Source organism: Streptomyces sp. NPDC102406 (assembly GCF_044765725.1).
GTDB lineage: Bacteria > Actinomycetota > Actinomycetes > Streptomycetales > Streptomycetaceae > Streptomyces.
In genome coordinates, this window is sequence record NZ_JBIWKP010000001.1 from 722191 (window position 1) to 748568 (window position 26378).

Annotated in this window: 20 protein-coding genes, 1 tRNA gene and 1 pseudogene; 8 read left to right on the top strand and 14 right to left on the bottom strand. The window is 70.1% G+C overall.

Annotated elements, in window-relative coordinates:
• Nucleotides 1-76 precede the first annotated feature (76 nt).
• The 3 genes from ACIRF8_RS03480 to ACIRF8_RS03490 all read left to right on the top strand — a co-directional run bounded on the left by ACIRF8_RS03480 (nt 77) and on the right by ACIRF8_RS03490 (nt 3754).
• Entirely contained in the window at nt 77-781 is a 705-nt protein-coding gene (locus tag ACIRF8_RS03480; protein ID WP_404210379.1) for a response regulator transcription factor, read from the top strand.
• Nucleotides 778-2175: a sensor histidine kinase gene (locus ACIRF8_RS03485; protein WP_404210381.1), complete on the top strand. Its 1398-nt coding sequence runs from the start codon at nt 778-780 to the stop codon at nt 2173-2175. Before ACIRF8_RS03480 ends, ACIRF8_RS03485 begins: the two co-directional genes overlap by 4 nt.
• A 112-nt stretch (nt 2176-2287) precedes the next feature.
• Nucleotides 2288-3754 (top strand): cellulose binding domain-containing protein, encoded by a 1467-nt coding sequence (locus tag ACIRF8_RS03490; RefSeq protein WP_404210383.1) that lies wholly within the window; start codon nt 2288-2290, stop codon nt 3752-3754.
• 74 nt (nt 3755-3828) lie between these two features.
• Here ACIRF8_RS03490 and ACIRF8_RS03495 read toward each other — a convergent pair whose 3' ends face one another.
• From ACIRF8_RS03495 to ACIRF8_RS03525, 7 genes are all read right to left on the bottom strand, one after another.
• Entirely contained in the window at nt 3829-5478 is a 1650-nt protein-coding gene (locus ACIRF8_RS03495) for a bifunctional aspartate transaminase/aspartate 4-decarboxylase (RefSeq protein WP_404210385.1), read from the bottom strand.
• Nucleotides 5479-5510: 32 nt separating this feature from the next.
• Entirely contained in the window at nt 5511-7214 is a 1704-nt protein-coding gene (gene aspT, locus ACIRF8_RS03500) for an aspartate-alanine antiporter (RefSeq protein ID WP_404210387.1), read from the bottom strand.
• A 13-nt stretch (nt 7215-7227) separates the two neighbouring features.
• Nucleotides 7228-8904, bottom strand: a complete 1677-nt coding sequence (aspT, locus tag ACIRF8_RS03505) for an aspartate-alanine antiporter (RefSeq protein ID WP_404210389.1) — start codon at nt 8902-8904, stop codon at nt 7228-7230.
• Nucleotides 8905-9003: 99 nt separating this feature from the next.
• On the bottom strand, nt 9004-10479 hold the full coding sequence (locus ACIRF8_RS03510; RefSeq protein ID WP_404210391.1) for a GH1 family beta-glucosidase: 1476 nt from the start codon (nt 10477-10479) through the stop codon (nt 9004-9006).
• 302 nt (nt 10480-10781) lie between these two features.
• Nucleotides 10782-11693 (bottom strand): carbohydrate ABC transporter permease, encoded by a 912-nt coding sequence (locus ACIRF8_RS03515; protein ID WP_404210393.1) that lies wholly within the window; start codon nt 11691-11693, stop codon nt 10782-10784.
• The gene (locus tag ACIRF8_RS03520; RefSeq protein ID WP_404210395.1) at nt 11690-12715 is read right to left on the bottom strand and encodes a carbohydrate ABC transporter permease; all 1026 of its coding nucleotides are present in this window, start codon (nt 12713-12715) and stop codon (nt 11690-11692) included. The genes ACIRF8_RS03515 and ACIRF8_RS03520 overlap by 4 nt, the downstream gene beginning before the upstream one ends.
• Nucleotides 12712-14040 carry an ABC transporter substrate-binding protein gene (locus tag ACIRF8_RS03525; protein ID WP_404210397.1) on the bottom strand — a complete coding sequence of 443 codons (1329 nt, stop codon included), beginning with the start codon at nt 14038-14040 and terminating at the stop codon, nt 12712-12714. The genes ACIRF8_RS03520 and ACIRF8_RS03525 overlap by 4 nt, the downstream gene beginning before the upstream one ends.
• A gap of 254 nt (nt 14041-14294) precedes the next feature.
• On the opposite strand from ACIRF8_RS03525, the gene ACIRF8_RS03530 reads away from it, so the two are divergent.
• Nucleotides 14295-15350, top strand: a complete 1056-nt coding sequence (locus ACIRF8_RS03530) for a LacI family DNA-binding transcriptional regulator (RefSeq protein ID WP_404210399.1) — start codon at nt 14295-14297, stop codon at nt 15348-15350.
• A gap of 27 nt (nt 15351-15377) precedes the next feature.
• Nucleotides 15378-15491: pseudogene (locus tag ACIRF8_RS03535) on the top strand (hypothetical protein); the annotation flags it as partial.
• A 114-nt stretch (nt 15492-15605) separates the two neighbouring features.
• On the opposite strand, the gene ACIRF8_RS03540 reads toward ACIRF8_RS03535, so the two are convergent.
• The 4 genes from ACIRF8_RS03540 to ACIRF8_RS03555 form a co-directional block, all read right to left on the bottom strand.
• Nucleotides 15606-15678: transfer RNA gene (locus tag ACIRF8_RS03540), tRNA-His, on the bottom strand.
• A 111-nt stretch (nt 15679-15789) separates the two neighbouring features.
• Nucleotides 15790-16392 carry an oligoribonuclease gene (gene orn, locus ACIRF8_RS03545; RefSeq protein WP_404210401.1) on the bottom strand — a complete coding sequence of 201 codons (603 nt, stop codon included), beginning with the start codon at nt 16390-16392 and terminating at the stop codon, nt 15790-15792.
• A 64-nt stretch (nt 16393-16456) separates the two neighbouring features.
• On the bottom strand, nt 16457-17725 hold the full coding sequence (locus ACIRF8_RS03550; RefSeq protein ID WP_404210403.1) for a helix-turn-helix domain-containing protein: 1269 nt from the start codon (nt 17723-17725) through the stop codon (nt 16457-16459).
• Nucleotides 17726-18124: 399 nt separating this feature from the next.
• The gene (locus tag ACIRF8_RS03555) at nt 18125-18526 is read right to left on the bottom strand and encodes a hypothetical protein (RefSeq protein ID WP_404210404.1); all 402 of its coding nucleotides are present in this window, start codon (nt 18524-18526) and stop codon (nt 18125-18127) included.
• A gap of 344 nt (nt 18527-18870) precedes the next feature.
• Here ACIRF8_RS03555 and ACIRF8_RS03560 point away from each other — a divergent pair, with 344 nt between their 5' ends.
• Entirely contained in the window at nt 18871-19395 is a 525-nt protein-coding gene (locus ACIRF8_RS03560; RefSeq protein WP_404210407.1) for a universal stress protein, read from the top strand.
• A 247-nt stretch (nt 19396-19642) separates the two neighbouring features.
• Here ACIRF8_RS03560 and glmS read toward each other — a convergent pair whose 3' ends face one another.
• Nucleotides 19643-21460, bottom strand: coding sequence for a glutamine--fructose-6-phosphate transaminase (isomerizing) (gene glmS, locus ACIRF8_RS03565; protein WP_404210409.1), 1818 nt, complete (start codon nt 21458-21460; stop codon nt 19643-19645).
• A gap of 33 nt (nt 21461-21493) precedes the next feature.
• Nucleotides 21494-21751: a hypothetical protein gene (locus tag ACIRF8_RS03570; protein WP_404210411.1), complete on the bottom strand. Its 258-nt coding sequence runs from the start codon at nt 21749-21751 to the stop codon at nt 21494-21496.
• A gap of 211 nt (nt 21752-21962) precedes the next feature.
• Here ACIRF8_RS03570 and ACIRF8_RS03575 point away from each other — a divergent pair, with 211 nt between their 5' ends.
• The gene (locus ACIRF8_RS03575) at nt 21963-23537 is read left to right on the top strand and encodes a purple acid phosphatase family protein (RefSeq protein ID WP_404212261.1); all 1575 of its coding nucleotides are present in this window, start codon (nt 21963-21965) and stop codon (nt 23535-23537) included.
• Nucleotides 23538-23667: 130 nt separating this feature from the next.
• Here ACIRF8_RS03575 and ACIRF8_RS03580 read toward each other — a convergent pair whose 3' ends face one another.
• A complete protein-coding gene (locus tag ACIRF8_RS03580; protein ID WP_404210413.1) occupies nt 23668-24555 on the bottom strand; it encodes a DUF4429 domain-containing protein in 888 nt (295 codons plus the stop codon).
• A 139-nt stretch (nt 24556-24694) separates the two neighbouring features.
• On the opposite strand from ACIRF8_RS03580, the gene ACIRF8_RS03585 reads away from it, so the two are divergent.
• Nucleotides 24695-26311 carry a beta-N-acetylhexosaminidase gene (locus tag ACIRF8_RS03585; RefSeq protein WP_404210415.1) on the top strand — a complete coding sequence of 539 codons (1617 nt, stop codon included), beginning with the start codon at nt 24695-24697 and terminating at the stop codon, nt 26309-26311.
• Nucleotides 26312-26378 lie beyond the last annotated feature (67 nt).

Consider the following 26378-nt stretch of genomic DNA (forward strand, 5'->3'; position numbering starts at 1 on the left):
GTCCCGTGGAGACCGCGGTCACCCCTGGTCACCCGGGGGAGGACCCTGATCACCCGGATGGCGTACGGTGCCGCCCATGGCAAGTGTGCTCGTGGTCGAGGACGACCAGTTCGTACGCTCGGCCCTCATCCGGCACCTGACCGACGCCGCGCACACCGTGCGCAGCGTCGGCACGGCCCTGGAGGCGCTGCGCGAGGTCGCTCATTTCCGGTTCGACGTGGTCATCCTCGATCTCGGTCTGCCGGACCTGGACGGGGCCGAGGCGCTGAAGATGCTGCGCGGCATCACCGACGTACCCGTGATCATCGCCACGGCCCGCGACGACGAGACCGAGATCGTGCGGCTGCTCAACGACGGCGCCGACGACTACCTGACCAAGCCCTTCTCGCCCGAGCACCTGTCCGCGCGGATGGCCGCCGTGCTGCGCCGCTCCCGCTCCAGCGCGGGCGCCGAGCCGCCCTCCCGGGTGCTGCGGGTCGGCGGCCTGTCCATCGACCCGCTGCGCAGGCAGGCCGAACTGGACGGTGCCACGCTCGATCTGACCCGCCGTGAGTTCGACCTGCTGGCCTTCCTTGCCGGGCGCCCCGGCGTCGTCGTACCGCGCAAGGAACTCCTCGCCGAGGTGTGGCAGCAGAGTTACGGGGACGACCAGACCATCGACGTCCATCTGTCGTGGCTGCGGCGGAAGCTGGGGGAGACGGCCGCGCGCCCGCGCTATCTGCACACCCTGCGGGGTGTCGGCGTGAAGCTGGAGCCGCCGCGGCCGGAGCCGGCGCCGTGAGGTGGGCGCTGGTCAGGGTGTGCCTGGCGGTCACGACCATGGTGGTGGTGGCGTTCGCCGTGCCGCTCGGGCTCGTCATCAAGGAGATGGCCCGCGACCGGGCGTTCTCCAACGCCGAGCGGACGGCCGCCGCCATCGGACCCACCCTGTCCATCACCACGGACCGCGACGAACTGGCCCGCGCCCTGGCCACCGCGCAGACCGGCGGCGAGGACCGGATGTCGGTGTACGTCCCCGCCGCGGGCGGCGAACCGGCGATCACGCTCGGCCGTCAGCGGGTGCCCGCGGACCGGCTCGACATCAGCCGGGCCAGGATCGACGAGGTCCCCGGCGGCTCGGTGTGGCTCCAGCCGATCGCGGTGAGCACCGGGAAGATCGCCGTCGTCGAGGTCTACGTCCCCGAGGCCGAGGTCAGCAACGGCGTGACGACCGCGTGGGTCGTCCTCGCGGGCGTCGGTATCGCGCTCGTCATCGGCTCGGTGGCCGTGGCGGACCGGCTCGGGGTGCGGATGGTGCAGCCCGCGCAGCGCCTGGTCGGCGCCGCGCACGAGCTGGGTGAGGGCAGGCTCGGTGCGCGAGTGCCGGAGGACGGCCCCGAGGAACTGCGGCTCGCGGCCGTCGCGTTCAACTCCATGGCCGACCAGGTCGTACAACTCCTCGCCAATGAGCGGGAGTTGGCGGCCGATCTGTCGCACCGGCTGCGCACCCCGCTGACCGTGCTGCGGCTCAACGTCGCCTCGCTCGGCACCGGCCCCGCCGCCGAGCAGACCCGGGTCGCCGTCGAGCAGTTGGAGCGCGAGGTCGACACCATCATCCGCACCGCGCGGGACGCCAAGCCGCAGACCGCCGCGGCCGGGCCGGGCGCGGGCTGCGACGCCGCCGAGGTGATCCGCGAGCGGATGGAGTTCTGGTCGGCGCTGGCCGAGGACGAGGACCGCAAGGTGCGGGTCGCCGGGATCGACCGGCCCGTGCGGATCCCCGTCGTCCGGGGCGATCTGGTGGCCGCGCTCGACGCGCTGCTCGGCAACGTCTTCCGGCACACCCCCGAGGGCACCGCCTTCGCGGTCGACGTGCACAGCGGTGAGGACGCCGTGATCGTGCTGGTCTCCGACGCGGGCCCCGGCATCCTCGACCCGGAGGCGGCGATGGCCCGCGGCAAGGGGTCGGGCAGCGACGGCTCGACCGGGCTCGGCCTCGACATCGTGCGCCGCCTCGCCGAGTCGACCGGCGGCGACGTCCGCATCGGCTCCTCCGTGCTCGGCGGTACCGAGGTGCGGATCTGGGTGCAGCTCGACGGGCGCGGCCCGCTGGAGCGCGGCCGTGGCCGGGGACATCGCGGCCGGGAACGCAAAGGACTGGTCTCGACCTTTAATCGCTCCCGATCCCTTCCTTAAGCCAACCCTAAGATCCGCAAGTCCCTTCCCGGTTGCCCGAATTGACGGTTTCCGGGTCGCTAGCGTGCTGCCGCACCCCCAAGATCCCCCGCACAGGTAAGGCAGGCACGCGATGAGCAGCACGCACCGGCGCAAGGTCAGCGGCAGGAACAAGGCGATAGGCGGCATCGTCGCGGCGGCCGTCGTGGGCGGCGGTACGTTCCTCTTCGCCTCCAGCGCGTCGGCCGCCTCCGTCGGCGCCGCGTACACGAAGACCAGTAGCTGGTCCGGCGGGTACACCGGCCAGTACGTCGTCACCAACGACACGGACAAGGTCCAGTCCGGCTGGACGCTGGAGTTCGACCTGCCGTCCGGCGCGAAGCTCAGCTCGCTGTGGAACGCGGAGTCGTCCGTCTCGGCCACGGCCGGCGGCTCGCACGTCACCGTGAAGCCCGCCTCCTGGGACAAGGAGGGCATCGCCGCGGGCCGCTCGGTCACGGTCGGCTTCGTCGTCTCCGGTGACGCCGACCCGACCGGCTGTCTCATCAACGACGCCAAGTGCTCCGTCGACGGCGGCGCGACCCCCGAGCCGAGCGGGCGCCCGACCACGACGGCGACCCCCGCGCCGACCACGTCGACGTCCCCCACGCCGACCGCGCCGACCGCGTCCCCCACCGCCTCCACGGGGACGGGCTCGGGCTCGAAGGCGACGGCCGGCTTCGCCCCGTACGTCGACACGTCGCTGTACCCGAAGTTCGACCTGGTCGCCTCGTCCAAGGCCACCGGCGTCAAGGAGTACAACCTCGCCTTCATCACCTCAGGCGGCGACTGCACCCCGAAGTGGGGCGGCGTCAGCGACCTCGGCTCCGACCAGGTCGCGGCGCAGATCGGTGACCTGCGGGCGGCGGGCGGTGACGTCCGCGTCTCCTTCGGCGGCGCCTCCGGCACCGAACTGGCACTGGCCTGCTCCTCCGCGGGCGACCTGGCGGCGGCGTACCAGAAGGTCATCGACCGGTTCGAGCTCACCAAGGTCGACTTCGACATCGAGGGCGGCGCTCTGCCGGACACGGCCTCCAACACCGAGCGCGCCCGGGCCATCGCGACGCTCCAGAAGAACAACCCGGACCTGAACGTGTCCTTCACGCTCCCGGTGATGCCCGAGGGCCTGACGTCGGACGGCGTGAACTTCCTGAAGAACGCCAAGGCCAACGGCGTCGCCACTGACCTCGTCAACATCATGGCGATGGACTACGGCGCCTCATACAGCGGCGACATGGGCACCTACGCAGAGCAGGCCGCGACCGCGACGCAGGCGCAGATCAAGAGCGCGCTCGGCCTGTCCGACGCGGCGGCCTGGAAGGCGGTGGCCATCACCCCGATGATCGGCGTCAACGACGTCACGTCCGAGATCTTCAAGGTCGAGGACGCCACGCAGCTCGTCTCCTTCGCCAAGGAGAAGGGGCTCGGCGGACTGTCCATGTGGTCCGCGACCCGCGACAAGCAGTGCGAGGGCGGCGCCTCCAACTCGGCGCAGCCTACGTGCAGCTCGATCGTCCAGTCGGCCGACGCGTTCCAGAAGGCGTTCGCCGCGTTCAAGTAGCCACTGAGGAAACGGGGGCGACAGCCCCGGCCGGCGCTCCACGGAGCCCCCCACCCGGCCGGGGCTGTCCCATGTCAGCCCTTCGACGCCCGCCACTCCTGCGCGTAGTCGTCGAAGATGGCCCGCAGGTGGTGGCCGATCTTCAGGTAGTCCAGGTCGTCGAGGTTGGCGAGGGAGACGCGCACCGACCACTGGGGGCCCTCGAAGCCGCCGCCGTTGAGCAGGACCACGCCGGTCTGGCGGGCGAGCCGGAACAGCGGGTCGATCGGCTCGTAGTTCGCCTCCAGGAACGCCGCGAACTCCGGCCCGTGTTCGAGCTGGGCCTGCGCCATCAGGTCCAGCTCGATGTAGTAGCCGGCCCGCTGCGGATCGTCGGCAATCTTCATCTTGGCGCCTTCGAGGAGGAGTTCGAGGCGGCGGCGCACGATTCCCCGGATGCGCTCCTTGTACGCCTGGCCCTCGTCGAGCATGTCGAACAGGGAGAACAGGCAGAGCATGACCTGCTGGGGGAGCGAGAGCCCGGCCGTGTGGTTGAGGGCCACCTGCCGGGAGTCGGCGACCAGCCGGTCGATGAAGGTGAGGGTGCGCGGCTCCAGGGTGAGCGTCCCGTACCGCTTGTCCAGCCGCTCCTGCTCGGCCTGCGGCAGGGCGGCGATCCGCTCGTCGATCACGTTGTCGTCGTGCAGCCCGATCACCCCGAGCCGCCAGCCCGTGCAGCCGTAGTGCTTCGAGTACGAGTAGACGAGCAGTGTGTTGCGGGGCAGGTCGGCGGCGATCGAGCGGAAGCCCTCCACGAACGTGCCGTACACGTCGTCGGTGACGATGAGCAGCCCCGGGTTCCGCGTCGCGACGATCTCCTTGATCTGGTCGGTGACGCGCCGCGACAGGGCGAGGGACGGCGGGTTGGACGGGTTGACCAGGCAGACCAGCTTGATCTCCGGGTCCGCCAGCTTGGCGACCTCCTCGGTGGGGTAGCGCCATTCGCGCACGCCCGCCTCGGCGAACAGGCTGGCCTCCACGTACGTCACGTCGAACTCGTAGGTGTCCAGCTCGGGGATCTCGATGTACGGCGTGAAGACCGGCACCATCAGCGCGATCTTGTCGCCCTTGCGCAGGACGCCGTTCTTCATGAGCGAGTCGAAGATGTAGCACATGGCGGCGGTGCCGCCCTCGGTCGCGAAGTACGAGAAGTCACCGGCCGGCGGCTCCTTGCCGAACATCTCGTCGGCGATGTACCCGCGGACGATCTCCTGCGTGTGCGGCAGGATGCGGTCCGGCACGGGGTAGTTGTCGCCGACGGAGCTGTCGGTCAGCTCGTGCACGAACGAGTCCTTGTCGAACCCGAACCGCCGCACCGCCAGCTCGACGCAGTCCCGGAGCAGTTCGATGCCGGGCAGGTCGGGATGGCGGCGCACGAACGTGTCGAAGCGGTCGGCCGAGCCGGCCAGTTCCGGCATGCCGCCGAGGTTGTCGGCCGTCCACACCCGGCGGGACTCGGACAGCGCGAAGTAGCCGAGCGCGTAGAACGCCTCGCGCGGTCCTGTCGCGGTCCAGTTCGGGTTGCCGCGCCCCGCGTTGAGCATCTGGACGCTGGACTTGTCCTTCTGACCCGGCTGGTCGGCCTGCGCCTCCTTGGCGAGGTCGATGAAGACGTTCTTCAGCTCGAAGGGGGAGAGCTGGGCGTAGCTCTTGATCTGCTCGCGGGTGAGGGTCGTCTTCGGCATGGTCTTTCCTTACGTCCTTGAACGCTTGCGGGTCAGTGGTGGAGCAGGACGATCACGGCGCCCCAGATGGTCAGCAGGACGTTCCCGACGGCGTACGGGATCGTGTAGCCGAGGGTGGGGACCTGGGACCTGGACGCCTCGTTGACGGCGCCGATCGCGGCGGTCGTGGTCTGGCCGCCCGCCAGGACACCCATCAGGACCGGGAAGCGGATCTTCTGGATGTGGTGGCCGACCAGGAAGCCGACGATCAGTGGGACCACGGTGGCCACCGCGCCGAGGAGCAGCAGGCCCCAGCCGGCCGTCGACAGGCCGGACGTGAAGGAGGGGCCCGCGTTGATGCCGACGACCGCGACGAACAGGCAGAGGCCGAGCGTGTCCATGAACCACTGGGCGCCCGGCGGCACGTTGCCGAACGTCGGGTACTTGCCGCGGATCCAGCCGAAGACGAGGCCCATGATGAGCGCGCCGCCGGACGTGGACAGCGAGATCGGCACGCCGCCCGCGGTGAGCGCGGGGATGCCGATGCAGCCGCCGAGGAAGATGCCGAGTCCGACCCAGACCATGTCGGTCGCGAACGAGGTCGGCACCGGCGTGCCGAGCGCCTTGCCCGCCGGGTCCACCAGCCGCTTGGGGCCGGTCAGGACCAGGGTGTCGCCGCGCTCGACCTTCGTGGAGAGCCGGTAGGGGAACTCGGCGCCGGAGCGGTACACCTTGTCGACGAAGACGCCGACCATGAACGGTTCCTTGCGCAACTCCGCGATCGTGCGGCCCAATTGCGCCTTCTCGGAGACGACCACGTGCAGCGACTCCGTCCGGTAGCCGAGCAGTTCGGTGTCGTCCGTCTCCGCGCCGATGTGCGTGCGGGGGTCGTAGTCGACGAGCGAGCCGCGCAGCGCGCTCACCGCGACGACGTCGCCCTCGCGCAGCACCGTCCGCTGGTCGTGGTCGAGGATCCGTCCGTCGCGGCGGACGCGTGTCAGGTAGATCCGGTGGCCGAGCTGCTGTTGCTGCCGCTCGAAGTCGTCGATGGTGCGGCCGACGATGTCCGGGCGCTGGAGGGTGTAGGCGCGCAGCACCACCTCGTAGTAGCCCTGGTGGAGGTCGGGGTCGTCCTCGGGGGCGTCCAGCTCCTTGGCGAGAGCGGCCGACTCGGCGGCGAGGTCCTTGCGGTAGAGCTTCGGCAGGACGTTCGCCAGGAGCATCGCGCACAGGATCGTGCCGAGGGGGTACGTCACCGCGTAGCCGATCGCGACGAGGTTCTGCTCGTCCTTGGCGGCCCCGGCGGACAGACCCGGCAGGGTGCCGATGGCGTCCTGGGCGACACCGATCACGGCGGACTGGGTCAGGGCGCCGCCGAGCAGACCGGCGCTCAGTCCCGGTCCGTAGCCGAGCAGCGCGGCGAAGCCCCAGCACACCAGCAGGCCGCTGACGCAGACGACGATCGCGTTGACGACCTGCGGCAGGCCGTCCTTCTTCAGGCCGCGGAAGAACTGCGGGCCGACCTTGTAGCCGAGCGCGAACAGGAACATCGTGAAGAACAGGTTCTTCACCGTCCCGTCGATCGTGACCTTGAACTGGGCGCCCAGCAGCAGCCCCGCGACCAGGCAGCCGGTGACGGCGCCCAGCGCCACGGCCTTGTAGCGGATCTTCCCGAGGAGGAAGCCGATGGCCACGGTGATGAAGACCAGCAGCTCGGAGTGGGGCTGGAAGATGTTCCGGTCGAGGAAATCGATCACGGCCGGGCCCCCTTCAGGAACCGAGGATGCCGACGAGCACGGGGCCCGTCAGCGGGAGCAGGAAGTTCGAGAGGGCGTAGGTGATCGTGTAGCCCAGCATCGGGACCGAGGACTGGGCCACCTGGGTGACGGCGGTGATCGCCGGGGTCGAGCACTGCTGGCCCGCGATGGCACCGATCAGGAGCGGCTTCTCGATCTTGAGGAGCTTGCGCCCGACGAACAGCGAGATCGTGGCGGGGATCAGCACCATCGCGATCCCGGCGAACGGCAGGAGCGCCCCGTACTCCTTGAGCAGCGGCCACGCCTGCGGCCCCGAGACAAGCCCCGTACAGGCGATGAAGACGGCCAGGCCCATGTCCTTGATGGTCGAGGCGGCCTGCGGCGGGAACGCGCCGAACGTCTGGCTGCGGGAGCGGAACCAGCCGAAGAGGAGCCCCGAGATGAGGCAACCGCCGCCGGTGCCGAGCGACATCGGGACGGAGCCGAACTTCACGACGACCTGCCCGAGCAGTGAACCGGCCGCGATGCCGAGCCCCAGATAGACGAAGTCGGTGGCGTCGTTCTTGACGACCGAGCCGAGCTTCGCGACCAGCTTCCCGAGGCCCGAGCGGGCCCCCACCAGGGTGAGGACGTCACCGCGGTGCACGACCGTGTCGCCGGTGGCGGGCAGGTCCGTGTCGGCGCGCGTGATGTCGGTGACGTACACCCCGTCCTTCAGGAACTCGGGGTTCTCCCGCTGGATCTGGTCGATCGTCTTGCCGTCGTCGGACGGGCGGGTCACCGACACCTGGCTGGTGGCGAGCGGCGAGTCCAGACCCGGCACACCCGGCGTCTCGGGGCCGATGAGCCGCCCCGCCTCGATGGTCTGCGCCCGCCGTCCGACGACGAGCACCAGGTCGGAGAGGGTCAGCTCCAGGTCGGGTGCGGGGGTGAGGACCTTGCTGCCGCGCTTGACCGACTCGACGGTGACCCGGTCGTCGAGGTGGGACTCCAACTCGCCGACGGTCCGCCCGTCGGCCGTCGTCACCAGATACGTACGGCCCACCATGCCCGGCAGCGCGGGACGCTCGTCGGGCTCCAGGCTGCCGCTGCTGCGGGTGCGTTCCCACAGGTCACGCGCGGCGTCCCGCAGGTTGATCCGCATCATCATCGGCATGATCTGGCTCGTGTAGAGCACGATCGTGATGAGGCCGAAGAGGTAGCAGACGGTGTACGCGGTGGCGACGTTGCCCTGGTACTCGCTGATCTGCTGGGCACTGATGCCCGACAGCTTGCCGATGGACTCGGTGGCCGTGCCGACGACGGCGGACTCGGTCGCCGCGCCGGCCAGGATGCCGGAGGCGGTACCGACATCGAGGTCGAACCACTCGGCGAGGCCGAGGGCGATCCCGATGACGCAGACCAGCTCGATGGCGCACAGCACGAAGAAGCGCAGGCTCTTCTTGTTGAGGTTGCGGAAGAACTGCGGCCCGGCCATGTAGCCGAGGGCGAAGATGAACAGCGCGAAGAACACCGTCTTCACGTCGTCGGAGACCTGCGCCTTGGTCCAGGCCCCCAGGAGCAGCGAGACGATCAGCGTCCCGCAGATACCGCCCAGCGTCAGCGGCCCGACGCGCAGCTTCCCGACGAGGTAGCCGAGCGCGAGGCTCACGAACAGGACGAGTTCCGGGTGGTCCTTGAGCACGCCCACGGCGGCTCAGTTCGTCTCAATAGCGGCGATATGGTGCATAGCCGAAAAATAAGGGCCGGTACGCCACCTCGCCAGGTGACGTACCGGCCCCGCGAGCGCCTACTCGCCGGCGGGCAGCCCCCCGCTGCGCGCGACCTGCGCGTACCAGGTGGCGCTCGACTTGGGGATGCGGGTCTGCGTCTCGTAGTCCACGTAGACGGCGCCGAACCGCTTGCCGTACCCGTACGCCCACTCGAAGTTGTCCAGCAGCGACCACAGGAAGTAGCCGCGGACGTCGGCGCCCCGGGCGATCGCCTCGTGGACGGCGCCGAGGTGTCCGTGCAGGTAGCGGACGCGGTCGGGGTCGTGGACGCGGCCCTCGGCGTCGACCGTGTCCTCGTAGGCGGCGCCGTTCTCCGTCACGTACAGCGGGACCCCGGGGGCCTGGGCGGTGTAGTCCAGGAGGAGGTCGGTGAGGCCGGTCGGGTCCACCGGCCAGTTCATCGCGGTGACCTCGCCGGGCGCGTGGTGGAAGAGCACGTCGTCGGCGGCCGGCCAGGGGGAGTGGTCACTGGCGCCGTGGCCGTCGAGCCGGGGACCGTCCTGGTCGGGGCGGGGGCCCGAGACGACGGCGGGCGTGTAGTAGTTCAGGCCGATGAAGTCCAGGGGCTGGTGGATGATCTCCGTGTCGCCGTCCCGCACGAACGACCAGTCCGTCAGCCGCGCCGTGTCGGCGATCAGGTCCTCGGGGTAGGCGCCCTTGAGCAGCGGGCCGGTGAAGACCCGGTTGGCGAGCGCGTCGATCCGGCGCTTGGCGTCCAGGTCGGCGGGGGCGTCGGTGAGCGCCCTGACCACACTCGGGTTGAGGCTGATGCCGATGCCCGCGCGGGCCGGGAGCGTGGCACGCAGCGCCGAAGTGGCCAGTCCGTGGCCCAGGTTGAGGTGGTGGGCGGCGCGCAGCGCGGCGGCGGGGTCGGTGCGGCCCGGGGCGTGCACGCCCGAGGCGTAGCCCAGGAAGGCGCTGCACCAGGGCTCGTTGAGGGTGACCCAGCTCTCGACGCGGTCCCCGAGCGCCTCGCCGACGATCCCGGCGTACTCCGCGAACCGGTACGCGGTTTCGCGCTCGGGCCAGCCGCCCGCGCTCTCCAGCTCCTGCGGCAGGTCCCAGTGGTACAGGGTCACCATGGGCTTGATCCCGTGGGTGAGCAGCTCGTCGACGAGCCCACGGTAGAAGTCGAGCCCGCGCTGCACGGCGGGGCCGCGTCCGGTGGGCTGCACCCGCGGCCACGCCACGGAGAAGCGGTACGCGGTCAGGCCCAGGTCCGCCATCAGGCGCACGTCGTCGCGCCACCGGTGGTAGTGGTCGACAGCGATGTCACCGGTGTCCCCGCCCGCCACCTTCCCCGGCGTGTGGCTGAAGGTGTCCCAGATCGAGGGGGTCCGCCCGTCCTCCCGCACGGCGCCCTCGATCTGGTACGCGGCGGTGGCCGACCCCCACAGGAACCCCGTCGGGAACCGGGTGATCGCCGGGGCGGCGGTGGCGGTAGCAGTGGTGGCGGTGGTGGCCGTGGGGCCGGTGTTGTCAGTGGTAGTCATAGGAGCGCTCCCATGGGGTGGTGGAGGGACGACGAGAGGGGGCGGGGCGCGACGGTGCGCCTCAGGGGGAGGGGAGGGTGGGGTGCGGTGGGTGCGTGGCTGCGGCCCGGTGGGGGCTGAGCGCGCGGTTCACCGCGCCCCTGAAACGCGCACTGCGTGCGCCGTTTCATGGGGCTGCGGCGAAGCCGCATGCCTCAGGGGCGCGGGGAACTGCGCGAGAAGCCCCACCGGGCCCGCACCCGGCGACGAAACCAAGAAGCCCGCGGCGGCACCCCGCAGCAACCCCGGGCAGTACCAGCCGACTACCCCTTGACCGCACCCTGCATGATGCCGCCCACGATCTGCTTGCCGAACAGCAGGAACGCGATGAGCAGCGGCAACGTACCGAGCAGCGCGCCGGCCATGATCACCGAGTCGTCGGGGATGAAGCCGGTGCCCAGCGCGTTGAGGGCGACCTGGACCGTCGGGTTCTCCTGGTTCAGGGCGATGATCGGCCACAGGAAGTCGTTCCAGGCCATGACGAAGGTCAGCAGCCCGAGCACGGCCATCGCGGGCCGCGCCGCCGGGAAGACGACGTGCCAGACCACGCGCAGACTGCTCGCGCCGTCGACGCGCGCCGCCTCGATCAGCTCGGTCGGCAGCGCCTGCACCAGGTACTGCCGCATGAAGAACGTACCGAAGGCACTGACCAGCGTCGGCAGGATGACGGTCTGGAGCTGGTTGGCCCAGCCCAGGTCCGACATCCACAAGTACAGCGGCACGACCGCGAGTTGCGGCGGAATCATCATCGTGCCGATGGTCATGAGGAGCAGCGTGGTCGAGAACCGGAACCGCAGCTTCGCGAAGGCGAACCCGGCGAGCGTGGAGAACAGCACGGTGCCGACGGTGATGGAGGACGCCACGAGGATGGAGTTCCACATCGCGGTGCCCATGCCGGCCTGGTTCCAGGCGGTCTCCAGGTTCTTGAACAGATTGCCGCCGAACCAGAACGGCGGCGGCGTCTGCGCGAGCCGGGTGTTGGTGCGGGAGGCCGCGACCGCCGTCCACAGCAGCGGGGCGAGCGAGATCACGGCGAACAGGGCCAGGGCCACATAGGTGATGGGCCCCGCGTGCAACTGCTTGCCCGCACCCATGATCCGACGACGCGCGGGCGGCCCGGCGGCGCCGTCCTTCGCCACCTGCGCGGGCGGTGTCACATCGCTGATGGTGGTCATTGGGATTTCCTCAGCCGTCGGGAGATCAGCAGGTTGATCGCGGCGATGATCAACAGGATCAGGAACATCGACCAGGCGATCGCGGACGCCTTGCCGAGGTTGCCGACGATCCAGCCCTGGTCGTACATGTAGAGGCCGAGCGTCTGGTACTGGTGCTCGGAGCCGCCCTTGGTGCCGCTGACCCCGCCGAACAGCAGGGGCTCGCCGAAGAGCTGCGTCGCGCCGATGGTGGAGACCACCACCGTGAACAGGATCGTCGGGCGCAGCATCGGAATGGTCACGTGCCGGAACTGCTGCCAGCGGTTCGCGCCGTCCAGGGCCGCCGACTCGTACAGGTCGGCCGGGATGGCCTGCATCGCGGCGAGGTAGATCAGCGCGTTGTAGCCGGTCCACCGCCAGATCACGATGGAGGAGACCGCGAACTGCGAACCCCAGTCGGACTCACGCCAGTTGACCGGGTCGATACCGACCAGGTCGAGCGCCCAGTTGATCATTCCGTTGTCGGGCGAGAACAGCAGCACGAAGACGAGCGTCGCCGCCGCCACCGAGGTCGCGTACGGGGTCAGCATGATGACGCGCCACACCGTCGAGCCGCGCAGCCGGTAGTTCAGCATGTGCGCGAGCCAGATCGCCACGACGAGCTGCGGCACCGTCGACAGGACGCCGATGGAGAACGTGTTCTTCAGCGCGTTCCAGAAGAAGTCCGACTGGAAGAGGTTGGTGTAGTTGTCGAGACCCGCCCAGGTCTGGGTGTCCAGGGACGCCAACTGCACGTTGTGCAGGGAGTACCAGGCGGTGTACAGCAGCGGCACCAGCGAGAAGGCGCCGAAGATGATGAAGAAGGGGGAGATGAACGCGTACGGCGACGCCTTCATGTCCCAGCGGTAGAGCCGGCTGCGCCAGGAGGAGGGGCCCGGCGGGTTACCGCGACCTTGAGCGCCCCGCGCCGCGCCCGGCTCCTGGGAGCCGGGCGCGGCGTCGGCGCTCGCGGACTGCGCGAGAGCCTGGTCGGAGCTGGTCACTGGCCGAGCACGTCCTTGACTTCCTTGGTGGCCGCGTCCCAGCCCTGCGCGGGCGTCTTGCCCTTCTGCTCCACCTGGAGGATGCCCGTGTCGGTGATGGCGGTGAGGATCGGCTGGTCCTTGACGCCGTGGTACGCGGTCGGGATGTTCTTCGCCGCGGCGGAGAATATCTCGGTCATCGGCGCGTTCGAGAAGTAGGCGGTCGTCTCCGGGGACACCTTCAGATCACCGTACGCGTCCGGCCGCGAGGGGAAGCTGGCCTGCTTGGCGAAGACCTTGGCCTGCTGCTCGGGGGCGGTCAGCCACTTCGCCAGCTCGATGGCCTCCTTCTGGTGCTTGCTCGCCTTCGGGACACCGATGAAGGAGCCGCCCCAGTTACCGGCCACGGGCGCGGGCGCCACGTCCCACTTGCCCTTGCCGGCCTCGCCGGACTTCTCCTGGATGTAGCCGATCATCCACGGCGGGCAGGCCACGGTGGCGAAGGTGCCGTTCGAGTAGCCTTGGTCCCACGGCTTGTCGAACTGCTTCAGCTTGGCCGACATGTCGGAGGTCGCCGCCGTCATGGCGTCGTTCCAGGCGCGCTTGACGCCCGCCGACTTGTCCCAGACGACGTTGCCGTCCTTGTCGTAGTACTGCGTGGTCTCACTGCTGATCGCCGCGTTGTAGACGGAGGCGGCCGAGTCCACGAACTTGGTGCCGCTCGGCGCCTTCTTCATGTACTGCTTGCCGAGGTCGACGTACTTGCTCCAGTCGCCCGCCCACTTCTTGGCCAGCTCGTCGCGGTCGGTCGGCAGCCCGGCCTTCTCGAAGAGGTCCTTGCGGTAGCACAGGGCCATCGGGCCGATGTCCGTGCCGAGGGCGATGGTCTTGCCGTCCTTGGTGGTGGCCTGGGCGTTCTTGAAGTCCAGCCACTTGGACTTGTCGACCTCCTTGCCGATGTCGATGAACTTGTCGGCCTGGGTCTGCACGGCCTCCGTGATGTTCCCGATCTCGATGGCCTGGACGTCGTCGGTGCCCGAACCGGCCTGGAGACGGGTCAGCGTCTTCGGCCAGTAGACGTCGGTACGGGTGGTGACGTTCTCCTTGATGGTGACGTCCGGGTGCAGCTTCATGTACTCGTCGTACAGACCGGCCTGCTTGTAACCGAAGGTCCCGAACGTGCCGATCGTCAGCGTGGTACCGCCCTTGCCGCCGGCGTCACCGCCGCCCGATCCGCCGTCGGAGCCACCGTCGTCATCGCTCGCGCATCCGGCAAGCAGCCCTGTGGCCAGGGTGGCGACGACCGCGAAGGTCATCGCGCGTCGGGACGTACGGGCAGTGCGCATTGCGTCCTCCAAGTGCTCAATTGCTCTAACGTGCCAAATCCCGGCCAACTGCTGCGCTGGACCTGTTCATTCACGTGCGGCTCAGGCGGGAAACGTGCGGCTTCTGTATGCGTCCACTACGGTGGGAGCGCTCCCATGTGTGATGTGTTGAAGGGTCGTCGCTCGGCCCGGGGGTGTCAAGAGACTCGGCGGCGACAACTTGCCGCGGTTATCGGGCTGTTAGATTCCGCGGAAGACTTGGGGAGGTAGGAGTCATGGCGGCTCGCGGCACTCACAGCAGGCGTCCCACCCTTGAGGAGGTCGCGGCCCGGGCAGGCGTGGGCCGGGGCACGGTCTCCCGGGTGATCAACGGATCGCCGCGGGTCAGCGACCGTACCCGCGCCGCCGTCGAGGAGGCGGTCGAGGAGCTCGGCTACGTCCCGAACACGGCGGCCCGCGCCCTGGCCGCCAACCGCACGGACTCCATCGCCGTGGTGGTTCCGGAAGCGGAGTCCCGGTTCTTCTCGGAGCCGTACTTCTCCGGCATGGTCGGCGGCGTCGGCGTCGCCCTGGCCGAGTCGAACCTTCAGCTTCTGTTGACCTTCGCCCGGGGCGAGCGCGAGCAGGACCGGCTGGCCGCGTACCTCGCCGCCCACCGCGTCGACGGCGTCCTGCTGGTCTCCGTGCACGCCGACGACCCCCTCGCGGACCGCCTGCTCCAGATGGACATTCCGACGGTGATCAGCGGCCCGCGCTCCGCCGATGAGCCGCTGCCCTCGGTCGACACCGACAACTTCGCGGGCGCCCGCTCCGCCGTCGAACACCTGACCTCCCGAGGCCGCCGCTCCGTCGCCATCATCACGGGCCCGCTCGACGTGTACGGAGCCGAGCGCCGCCTCGCCGGGTACGAGAGCCAGCTCTCCGCCGACGGCATCGCCTACGACGAGAAACTGGTGGCCTACGGCGACTTCACCGAGGAGGGCGGCCGGCGCTGCATGGCCGATCTCCTGGAGCGCAGCCCCGGACTCGACGCGGTCTTCGCCTGCTCGGACCTGATGGCGTCCGGCGCCCGCCAGGTGCTGCGCGAGGCGGGACGCCGCATCCCGGACGACGTCGCCCTGGTCGGCTTCGACGACTCGGTGATCGCCCGCCACATGGAGCCGGGCCTGACGAGCGTGCGCCAGCCCACCCGCGACATGGGCCGGGCGATGACGCAGCTCCTGCTCGACGAGATCGCGCTGGCGGCCGACGGCAAGCGGTCCTCGGCGCGCCGGGGCGCCGAGCGCCATGTGGTGCTGCCGACCGAGCTGGTGATCCGGGCGTCGTCCTGAGGGGCGGGGTGGTGGCGCCGGTCTCGACCCGCCCCGGGCTCGGCTGCGTGGCGGGCGCTCGTGGACGGCATCGGCGCATGCCCGCGCTGTCGGCCGGAGACCGCGCTCGGCGTGCCGGACTCGCCGATGTGTGCGCGCTGATGCCTGCCAGGGGTGAGGGCCATGTCGGTGGCCTCGTTTGGCCATGATTTGGCCATGGGCTCGGACATGACGAAGGCCCGACCTGCTTTCGCAGGTCGGGCCTTGATCATTCAGGGTGAGTGACGGGACTTGAACCCGCGGCCACCTGGACCACAACCAGGTGCTCTACCAACTGAGCTACACCCACCATGTCCGGTCTTTTGTCGTTCTTCCGACCGGCCGAGAAAAAGTGTACAGGGTCCGAAGGGGTGCTCGCGCACCCCTTTTCCGGACCCCGTACGGGCGGACGTGGGAGGGGCTACTCCGCAGGCAGGACGTACTTCGCCGCGATCGTCCTCGCCGTGTCGGAGTCGGGCCCCGGCTGCGGGACGAAGACCGCCTCGCGGTAGTAGCGCAGCTCGGCGATGGACTCGCGGATGTCGGCGAGCGCCCGGTGGTTGCCGTTCTTCTCCGGACTGTTGAAGTACGCCCTCGGGTACCAGCGCCGCGCCAGTTCCTTGACCGAGGACACATCGACGATCCGGTAGTGGAGGTACTCCTCCAGCGTCGGCATGTCACGCAGCAGGAATCCGCGGTCGGTACCGACCGAGTTCCCGCACAGCGGGGCCTTCCCCGCATCCTTGACGTGCTCACGTACATAGGAGAGAACCTGCTCCTCGGCGTCGGCCAGCGTCGTACCGGCTGCCAGCTCGTCGAGGAGGCCCGAGGCGGTGTGCATGTTCCGCACCACCTCGGGCATGGTCTCCAGGGCCTCGTCCGGCGGGCGGATCACGATGTCCACACCGTCGCCGAGTACGTTCAGCTCCGAATCGGTGACCAGTGCGGCCACCTCGATGAGCGCGTCGTTCGCCAGCGAGAGTCCGGTCATCTCGCAGTCGATCCACACCATGCGATCGTTCATGCGCCCAACCCTACGGGTCGGATGTTCCCGCTGGCAGACGACGGTCGTCAGCTCCTGCGCCGGCCTACGGCGCCGAACGCGGCCCGGGCAGGCTCGCCCGGCCCGGCGCGAACGCCTCGGACGCCTGTCGGGCGCCCTCCCCGTGGCCCGATGGGCCCGTCGGCATGGAGGCCGCGGGCGCGCCCATCGCGTGCGCCGCGGCGGTCCGCCGGGACTGCGCGGGCACCGGCCCCGGGCCCGGCGGCTCGGGGCTGTGCGCGGGAGCGATCTCCAGGGGCTTCTCCGCCTTCCCGGCACCCCCCGAGTCGCCCGGCTGCGGCCGGCGCGCCCGGTAGGCGGCCCGGTACGCGGCCGGGGACGAGCCGAGCTGGCGCCGGAAGTGGCCGCGCAGCGCGACCGGTGAGCGGAAGCCGCAGCGTCCCGCGACCTCGTCGACGGAGTAGTCGGAGGTCTCCAGAAGCCGCTGCGCCTGAAGCACCCGCTGGGTGATCAGCCATTGCAGGGGAGCGCTTCCGGTCAGCGAGCGGAAACGCCGGTCGAACGTGCGGCGGCTCATGTAGGCGCGGGCGGCCAGCGTCTCCACGTCGAACTGCTCGTGGAGATGTTCCAGGGCCCAGGCGACGACCTCGGCCAGCGGGTCCGCGCCGATCTCCTCAGGTAAAGACCTGTCGAGATAGCGCTCCTGGCCGCCGCTGCGGCGCGGCGGGACCACCAGGCGGCGGGCGAGCGCTCCGGCCGCCTCGTTGCCGTGGTCCGTGCGCACGATGTGCAGGCACAGGTCGATACCGGCCGCGGTGCCGGCGCTCGTCAGGACGTCACCATCGTCCACGAAGAGCTCGCGCGGGTCCACATGGACCGACGGGTAGCGCTTGGCGAGCGTCGGTGCGTACATCCAGTGCGTGGTGGCCGGGCGGCCGTCGAGCAGGCCGGCCGCGGCGAGCACGAACGCGCCGGTGCACAGGCCGACGATGCGCGCGCCTTCCTCGTGGGCGCGACGGATCGCGTCCAGCGCCTCCTCCGGCGGCGGCGAGGTGATCGACCGCCAGGCCGGCACGACGACCGTGCCCGCCCGCGAGATCGCCTCGAGCCCGTGCGGCGCGGTGAGTTCGAGTCCCCCTGTGGTCCGCAGGGGTCCCTCTTCGCCGGCGCACACGAGCAACCGGTACCGGGGAACTCCCGCGTCCTGCCGGTCGATCCCGAACACGGAGAGCGGGATGGAGCTCTCGAAGATGGGTCCGCCGCTGAACAGCAGCACCGCGACGATCTCTCGTCGGCGGCGCCCCGCCAGCTTGCGAGCCGCCGCCTCCGGCGCGGTGGTGGAGTCGTGGCTCATCCTGCTAAGCCCCCCTCGGTGATCGCGGCTCCCTCAATACTTTGACGGGCTGTTCGCTCCTGCACGTTTCCCCTCGGTCCTGCACGAAGTCCCCCGCCGCCTACAGATCAGACAGTCATGATCGAATCTACTGTGTCCCGTGGTGCCGTCGTGACCAGTTAAGGACCTGGCACATTGTCGACATGGCAACGTGGCGTGAAGCAGTCGATCACGAAGCGTTGCACTCACGGGCGTTGGTGGGAAGTGCGCCTCAACTCAGTGGCCGGTCCCCGTAGGGTGCAAGCGGCCTCTGCGGTCCTTTCAGCCCTGGCGGAACGGGGGTTGGGGGAGGCCCCCGGCAAGGGATGGAGCCCCGCCCGAAGTTGGCTGAAAATATACGGAGTGGCGTGTGGCCGTGGGTCAGTCGACCGGCGCACCACGGTCGGTCCGGCGGGCGCCCCTGTGCGCCCCCGATCCGTCCCGCCCGTGCCGGCCACGATGGCCGCAACACTGTTCACTGTGCAACTGTGCGGCGTCACGTTCCGACTGACGCAGGAGCAGTCGGCAGGCGGCGGTGATCGCGGCGAGCCCCACGGCGGCCCCGGCGGCGCCCGCGGCCGAGATGCCGTACCCGACGAGGACGAGCGGCACCAGGACGCAACTGAACGCCGCCCAGCGGACCACGTCACCCACCCCGTCCGCCCCCCTCGGCGGCGCGTCCGGGGACCCCGTCGTCCGGGCGCCCGGCTCGGGCGCGGGAGCGGGCGCCGGAACGCTCCGGCGCGAGGTGGCGGCGCGGTGCGCGGGGGACGGTCCGGGCACGGAGTGCTCCCTGGGGTTTCGGTTCGGGAGTTCAACGCGCGGCTGTCGTCCCGGTCACTTGATCCGCCCCGGACGGCGGCCACAAGAGTGCGCAAACCGCCTGTACGGGGCAGCAACCATTGCCATACGGGCGCAGCCTCGTGCATGCTCCCCTGAACGCTGCGGAGCGGGACTCATCGGCAGGTGGCGAGCAGGCCTGGCGGCAGGCCGGCCTCTGGGCGAAGGAGGAGTGTCGCCGTACCCTGGAGGGTATGGGGTTGGGAAGATGATTCCCGGACACAGCTCCGCCGAGTCCGTTGTCGTCCCCTCATCCAGAGGCCCACGAGGTACACGCCGAGACACTCATGGCCGGTCACGAGATTCCCGAACCAGCGGACCGCAAGCGGCCCGTCGCCGATCCCACGGTGACCCCCCTCGCGGCGGAAGAGACACGTCACGCCTGTGACCCCGTGTTCCGGCACGGTGTCGTCGTCGGGTTCGACGGTTCGACGTCGAGCGAGCGCGCCCTGGCGTACGCGATCGGCATGGCCCACCGTTCGGGCTCGGGGCTGATCATCGTGCATGTGGCCAACCGGCTGCCGACCACCGTGTGGGCCGGGTGCGAGCCGCCCGTCTTCGTCGATGTGCCGGACCACCGCACCGAGGTGCTCGGGCTCGAACTGGCCTGTGCGGACTATCTCTCCGAGGTGCCCTGGATCCTCGTCGAGCGGGGCGGCGACATCTGCCACGAGCTGGAGGAGGTCGGGCGGGAGTACTCCGCCGACGCCATCGTCGTGGGGTCCACCCACGGGCTCGTCGGGCGGATCTTCGGCTCGGTCGCGGGGCGGCTCGCGCGGCGGGCGCAGCGGCCCGTCATCGTCATCCCCTGACCCGTCCCGCTCGCGCGCGGCGCCACGAAAGACAGATAAATCTACCCGCGCGTAGAGGTGCTTCGGACCCCTGTGAAGGGTACATACCGGTCGCTGGACCCAGTACGGCCTCGCGGGCCGGGGTAATGGGCGACCCCGGCCCTTCGAGAACGGGTCCCCGGGCGTCCGGTGGCACGCGTCGGGGACCCGTTCGTTCGTCTCGGGGCGGTGTGGGGCCCTATTCCACCGTCACCTACTCCACCGTGACCTACTCCACCGTGACCGACTTGGCCAGGTTGCGCGGCTTGTCGATGTCGCGGCCGAGGGCCAACGCCGTGTGGTAGGCGAGGAGTTGAAGCGGGATGCCCATGAGGATCGGGTCGAGCTCGTCCTCGTTCTTCGGGACGAGGATCGTGTGGTCGGCCTTCTCCTGCTCCTGGTGGGCCACGGCCAGGATGCGGCCGGAGCGGGCCTTGATCTCCTCCAGGGCGGCGCGGTTCTTCTCCAGGAGATCGTCGTCGGGGACGATCGCGACCGTGGGGAGCGCCGGTTCGATCAGGGCCAGCGGGCCGTGCTTCAGCTCGGAGGCCGGGTAGGCCTCGGCGTGGATGTACGAGACCTCCTTGAGCTTCAGGGACGCCTCGCGGGCCACCGGGTAGCCCCGGACGCGCCCGATGAACATCATCGAGCGGGCGTCCGCGTACTCCTCGGCGATCTTCTTGATCTCCGCCTCCTGCTCCAGGATGGCGCTGATCTGCGCGGGCAGCTTGCGCAGGCCCTCGATGATGCGCTTGCCGTCGGCGACGGACAGGTCACGGATGCGGCCGAGGTGCAGGGCGAGGAGCGCGAAGGCCACCGTGGTGTTGGTGAAGCACTTGGTCGACACGACGCAGACCTCGGGGCCCGCGTGGACGTAGACCCCGGCGTCCGACTCGCGGGCGATGGCCGAGCCGACCACGTTCACGACGCCGAAGACCCGGGCGCCCTTGCGCTTCAGCTCCTGCACGGCGGCGAGGACGTCGTAGGTCTCACCGGACTGGGAGACCGCGATGTAGAGGGTGTCGGGGTCGACGACCGCGTTGCGGTAGCGGAACTCGGAGGCCGGCTCGGCGTCCGCGGGGATGCGCGCCAGCTCCTCGATCATCTGGGCGCCGATCAGGCCCGCGTGGTACGAGGTGCCGCAGCCGAGGATCTTCACGCGGCGCACGGTGCGCGCCTCGCGGGCGTCCAGGTTCAGGCCACCGAGGTGCACCGTGGAGAAGCGGTCGTCGATGCGGCCGCGAAGGACGCGGTCCACGGCGTCGGCCTGCTCGAAGATCTCCTTGTGCATGTACGTGTCGTGGCCGCCCATGTCGTAGGAGGCGGCCTCCCACTCGACGGTCGTCGGGGACGCCGTGGTGCGGGTGCCCTCCGTGGTGTACGTACGGAAGTCGTCGGCCTTGAGGGTGGCCATCTCGCCGTCGTCGAGGGTGACGATCTGGCGGGTGTGGGAGACGAGGGCGGCGATGTCGGAGGCGACGAACATCTCCTTGTCGCCGATGCCGAGGACGACCGGCGAGCCGTTGCGGGCCACCACGATGCGGTCGGGGAAGTCGGCGTGGACGACCGCGATGCCGTACGTGCCCTCGACCAGACGGAGCGCGTCGCGGACCTTGTCCTCCAGGTCCGACGCCTGCGAGCGGGCGATGAGGTGGGTGAGGACCTCGGTGTCGGTCTCGGAGAGGAACGCGATGCCCTCGGCGGTCAGCTTGGCGCGCAGCTCGGCGGCGTTGTCGATGATGCCGTTGTGGACGACGGCGACCTTGTTGTCGCCGGACATGTGCGGGTGCGCGTTCTCGTCGGAGGGGGCGCCGTGTGTGGCCCAGCGGGTGTGGGCGATGCCGGTGGTGCCCTTGAAGCGGGCCGGGACCTTGGCCTCCAGGTCACGGACGCGGCCCTTGGCCTTGACCATCTTCAGGCCGGTGGCCTTGGGGCTGGTGATGACGACGCCCGCGGAGTCGTAGCCGCGGTACTCCAGGCGCTGAAGCCCTTCGAGGAGGAGTGGGGCGACGTCCCGCTTGCCGATGTAACCGACAATTCCGCACATGAGTAAGAAAGGTCCCCTCTGGTGGTGGATCGATCAGCCGTAGACGATGCGGCGTAGCTGTCGGAGAGTGAGCTCGGGCGGTGCGACCGCCCGGTACCGCAGCTCCGTCGTGAGCTGTTCGAAGATCGCCGCGTTCACCAGGCCCTGACCCTGGAGTTCGCGGTGGCGACGGCGAACGTAGTCCTCCGTCGACTCGTCGAAGTAGGCGAGCACGTCCTGGATCACCCGCAGTGCCTCGCCCCTGCCCAGGGACGTGCTGCGGGTCAGATGATCGACCAGTTCCTCGTGCACCCGGACGATCCTGGAGGACCGACGGGGCTTTCGCAAGAAATCTGCCCGATATCGGGCAGGTGGTGCGGCACGCGGGTGGTCTCACGGACCCTTGCGGCGGAGGCGGTCAAGGCTTGAAGCGTGTTATGCCGCATGTTCGGGCCACGTTCACCCGGCGTACCCGAGCGAGATGGATGCCCCCAGCAACTTTCAGGCCATGGACATTCCACGTATGGGCGTACCCGACGAGCTGGCCGACCGGTCCCTCGCCGAGCAGCACGAATACCTGCGCAGCCGGTTCTCCCGCCGCACCCTGATGCGCGGCGGTGCCGTCACGCTCGGCGCGGTCGCGGGCGGCGTCTTCGTGCCGGGCGCCGCGAGCGCCGCCACCCCGGCCGCATCGGCCACCGCCACCACGACGGCGCACGACCACGTCGACGGCGCCCTCGTCGCCCCCTTCGGGCGGCACCTCTCCTACGGGAGCGACCCGCGCACCGAGATGACCGTGTCCTGGCAGGTGCCGGTCGCGGTGAAGAACCCGTTCATCCGCATCGGCGCGCACCCCGGCGACCTGTCGCGGAAGATACCGGCCGAGATCCGTGCGCTGTACACCCCGGCGGGCGTCGGCACCAGCGCCGACCACACCCAGTACTACGTGCACGCCGAGCTGACCCACCTCAAGCCCGGCAGGACGTACTACTACGGCGTCGGGCACCAGGGCTTCGACCCGGCCGCGCCGCGCTTCGCGGGCACCGTCGGCACCTTCACCACGGCGCCCGCGCGCCCCGGACCCTTCACCTTCACCGCCTTCGGCGACCAGGGCGTCAGCTACCACGCCCTCGCCAACGACAGCCTGATCCTCGCCCAGGGCCCCGCCTTCCACCTGCACGCCGGTGACATCGCGTACGCGGACCCGTCCGGCTCGGGGCGGACCACGGACACCTTCGACGCGCGGACCTGGGACCAGTTCCTCGCCCAGACCGAGTCGGTCGCCAAGTCCGTGCCCTGGATGGTCAGTTACGGCAACCACGACATGGAGGCCTGGTACGCGCCGCACGGCTACGGCAGCCAGCAGGCCCGCTTCGCGCCGCCGCGCAACGGACCCGACCCGAGGAACCTGCCGGGTGTGTACTCCTTCGTGCACGGCAACACGGCCGTCATCTCGCTCGACGCGAACGACGTGTCGTACGAGATCCCGGCCAACCTGGGGCTCTCCGGCGGCACCCAGACGACGTGGTTCGAGAGCCAGTTGAAGAAGTTCCGGGCCCACGGCTCCGGGATCGACTTCGTCGTCGTCTTCTTCCACCACTGCGCGTACTGCACCGCCACCGCGCACGCCTCGGAGGGCGGCGTGCGCGAGGAGTGGGTGCCGCTGTTCGAGAAGTACACGGTCGACCTCGTCATCAACGGCCACAACCACGTGTACGAGCGCTCGGACGTGCTCAAGGGCGAGAAGGTCACCAAGGAGCTGCCGATCGGCGGCACCGCGTACCCGGAGACGGACGGTGTCGTGTACGTGACGGCGGGCGCGGCCGGCAAGAGCCTCTACGCGTTCCCGGTCGAGGACACGTACCAGGGCCACGAGAAGGACATCGACCCGTTCGCGTCGTACGTCGTCCAGCCCGACGGCAGCAAGAAGGCCGTCACCGTGGACTGGTCGCGGGTGCGGTACACCAACTACTCGTTCCTGCGGGTGGACGTGGAACCGGCGCCGGTCGGCCGGACGGCCAGGCTCACGGTGCGGGGGATCGCGGAGACGGGTGAAGAGATCGACCGTTTCGTCGTCGCTCGCACCGTACGCCGCTGAGGGGCGCGGGGAACCGCGCGCGCAGCCGCCACCGGCGGTCAGACGGCCAAGGACACGGGGCTCCGCCCCAACCCCCCCCCGCTCCTGCATCGCCAAAGGGGCTTGTCCGGGGCGGAGGGGCTGATGTCCGCTACAGGCGCTTCAGGACAGCCTGTTTCGCCGCCGTGAATTCCTCGTCCGTCAGCACCCCGGCCTGATGCAGCTCACCCAGCTCCCGCAGGCGCCGCAGCAGCGCGTCGTGGTCGTCCTCCGGGGGAGCGGGCGCGGGCGCGGGGGCCGGTGCCGGGCGCGGGGGCGGTTCCTTCGGGGCGGACTGCGCGCCGGGGTGCGGCAGCCGGGCCTGGACGGCCGCCGCGACCAGCGCCATCAGCGGGTCCTTTTTGAACCCCCACAGCTCCACGGAGTTCGGGTCGAACTTCGGCGGCGCCTTGGTGGGGGAGGAGCGGACGACGAAGCGCAGGCAGCCGTTCTCCAGGCCCACGGCCGGCTGCCACTCCACCGCCGCGACGTCGGCGAGGGCGAGCAGCCGGGTCCCGGCCGCGGCCTTGGCGTCCTCCGTCTTCCAGTTCCATTCGAGGCGTATGTGCTCCCCGTCGAAGCTCGCCGTGCCGTCCCCCGCCGAGACGGACAGCGGCACGGGCGGGCCCGGCAGCACGTACGCCGTGCAGGCCGTCGGCGGGACCTGTTCGAGCAGCAGCGCGTTGCGGATCTCGTCCACGAGGTACTCGGCGACCCCGTACCGGTCCGACTCGACGGTGAGCTGATACGGGTCGGCGCCGTCCGTCAGCTTGCCGCCGGTCACCTGGAGCAGCGGGTCAGCGCCGTCGCGCAGCCGCAGCCGAAGCCGCCCCGACTTCCTTCCGTGCTCGAAGGAGACCCCGGCCAACGCCCGCAGCGGCACGGTCAGTTCGCCCAGCGTCTTGCGGAGCAGGCTCACCCCTTTGTCGTGCCCCGGCACCAGCCGCAGCGTCTCACCGTCGAACGTCCACGTGCCGTCGCGCTGGATGATTTCCGCCATGGGGCGATTCTGGCATCCGACCCGGCGAGAAATGGTCTACACCTTGACCGGCTGGGAGGCTGACGGTACGGATGGTGACCGATCGGTTGCTCAGCTCGTACGACGAACTCCGCCAACGACTCCGTCGAAGGGACCGTTCGTGAGGACGCACCACAGATCGCAGGCCCTGCTGGGCTCACTGCTGCTCGTCGCCGCCGGGGCCGGGGTGCTCGGCGCCGCCCCGGCGACGGCCTCGGCACCGGCCGCCGCCACGCCCCTCGGGCAGATCGTCCCCGCGCCCGCCGAGGCGACGCCGGGCGGCACCCCGTACCGGATCACGGACACGACCCGTATCCGCGTCGACGACGGCTCGCGCGAGGCGCGCCGCGTCGGTGACTACCTCGCCGGGGTGCTGCGCCCCTCCACCGGCTACCGGCTGCCCGTCACCGACGATCGCGCCGGTTCCCGTGGCAACGACGGCATCCGGCTCGAACTGAGCGGGAAGGACAAGGGGCTCGGCACCGAGGGGTACCGGCTGACGAGCACCGGCCGGTCCGTCACCATCGTCGCGCACGCGCCCGCCGGACTCTTCCACGGCGTACAGACCCTGCGCCAGCAGTTGCCCGCCTCGGTGGAGGCGAACAGCAGGCAGCCCGGGCCGTGGCTCGTCGCGGGCGGCACCATCGAGGACACGCCCCGCTACGGCTACCGCGGCGCCATGCTCGACGTGTCCCGGCACTTCTTCACCGTCGGACAGGTCAAGCGCTACATCGACGAGTTGGCGCTCTACAAGGTCAACAAACTGCATCTGCACCTGAGCGACGACCAGGGCTGGCGCATCGCCATCGACTCATGGCCGCGGCTCGCCACGTACGGCGGCTCCACCCAGGTCGGCGGTGGCGCGGGCGGCCACTACACGAAGGCCCAGTACAAGGAGATCGTCCGGTACGCCGCCTCGCGCTATCTGGAGGTCGTGCCCGAGATCGACATGCCGAGCCACACCAACGCCGCCCTCGCCTCCTACGCGGAGCTGAACTGCGACGGCGTCGCACCGCCGCTCTACACCGGCACCGAGGTCGGCTTCAGCTCCCTGTGCGTCGGCAAGGACATCACGTACGACTTCGTGGACGACGTGGTGCGCGAGCTGGCCGCCCTCACCCCCGGCAAGTACCTGCACATCGGCGGCGACGAGGCGCACTCCACCAGCCAGGAGGACTACGTCACCTTCATGAGCAAGGTGCAGCCGATCGTCGCCAAGTACGGGAAGACCGTCGTGGGCTGGCACCAGTTGACCGGCGCCACCCCGGCCAAGGGCGCGCTCGCGCAGTACTGGGGCACGGAAGGGACCAGCGCCGCCGAGAAGGCGCAGGTCGCGAACGCCGCGAAGAACGGGACCGGGCTCGTCATCTCGCCCGCCGACCGTACGTACCTCGACATGAAGTACACCAAGGACACCCCCCTCGGACTGTCCTGGGCCGGGTACGTGGAGGTGCGGCGGTCCTACGACTGGGACCCGGGCAGCTACCTGCCGGGAGCGCCCGCCCCGGCCGTCAAGGGCGTCGAGGCCCCCTTGTGGTCGGAGACCCTGTCGACGTCCGCGCACATCGAGTACATGGCCTTCCCGCGGCTGCCCGGCGTCGCCGAACTCGGCTGGTCGCCCGCGGCCACGCACGACTGGGACACGTACAAGGTGCGGCTCGCCGCGCAGGCACCGCGCTGGGACGCACTCGGTATCGGCTACTACAAGTCACCGCAAGTGCCCTGGCCCGCAGGGTAGTTGGCGTACACGCACGCGAAAAGGGGCCCGGGAGGACCGTCTCCCGAGCCCCTTTCCGTCTCCGCCC

Coding starts and splice junctions, on each gene's coding strand:
- ACIRF8_RS03575 (WP_404212261.1), top strand. CDS start 21,963: ATGGGCGTACCCGACGAGCTGGCCGACCGGTCCCTCGCCGAGCAGCAC.
- ACIRF8_RS03515 (WP_404210393.1), bottom strand. CDS start 11,693: ATGACCACCATCAGCGATGTGACACCGCCCGCGCAGGTGGCGAAGGAC.
- ACIRF8_RS03495 (WP_404210385.1), bottom strand. CDS start 5,478: ATGCCGAAGACGACCCTCACCCGCGAGCAGATCAAGAGCTACGCCCAG.
- ACIRF8_RS03560 (WP_404210407.1), top strand. CDS start 18,871: ATGGCCGGTCACGAGATTCCCGAACCAGCGGACCGCAAGCGGCCCGTC.
- ACIRF8_RS03530 (WP_404210399.1), top strand. CDS start 14,295: ATGGCGGCTCGCGGCACTCACAGCAGGCGTCCCACCCTTGAGGAGGTC.
- ACIRF8_RS03550 (WP_404210403.1), bottom strand. CDS start 17,725: ATGAGCCACGACTCCACCACCGCGCCGGAGGCGGCGGCTCGCAAGCTG.
- ACIRF8_RS03490 (WP_404210383.1), top strand. CDS start 2,288: ATGAGCAGCACGCACCGGCGCAAGGTCAGCGGCAGGAACAAGGCGATA.
- ACIRF8_RS03525 (WP_404210397.1), bottom strand. CDS start 14,040: ATGCGCACTGCCCGTACGTCCCGACGCGCGATGACCTTCGCGGTCGTC.
- ACIRF8_RS03580 (WP_404210413.1), bottom strand. CDS start 24,555: ATGGCGGAAATCATCCAGCGCGACGGCACGTGGACGTTCGACGGTGAG.
- ACIRF8_RS03510 (WP_404210391.1), bottom strand. CDS start 10,479: ATGACTACCACTGACAACACCGGCCCCACGGCCACCACCGCCACCACT.
- ACIRF8_RS03480 (WP_404210379.1), top strand. CDS start 77: ATGGCAAGTGTGCTCGTGGTCGAGGACGACCAGTTCGTACGCTCGGCC.
- orn (WP_404210401.1), bottom strand. CDS start 16,392: ATGAACGATCGCATGGTGTGGATCGACTGCGAGATGACCGGACTCTCG.
- glmS (WP_404210409.1), bottom strand. CDS start 21,460: ATGTGCGGAATTGTCGGTTACATCGGCAAGCGGGACGTCGCCCCACTC.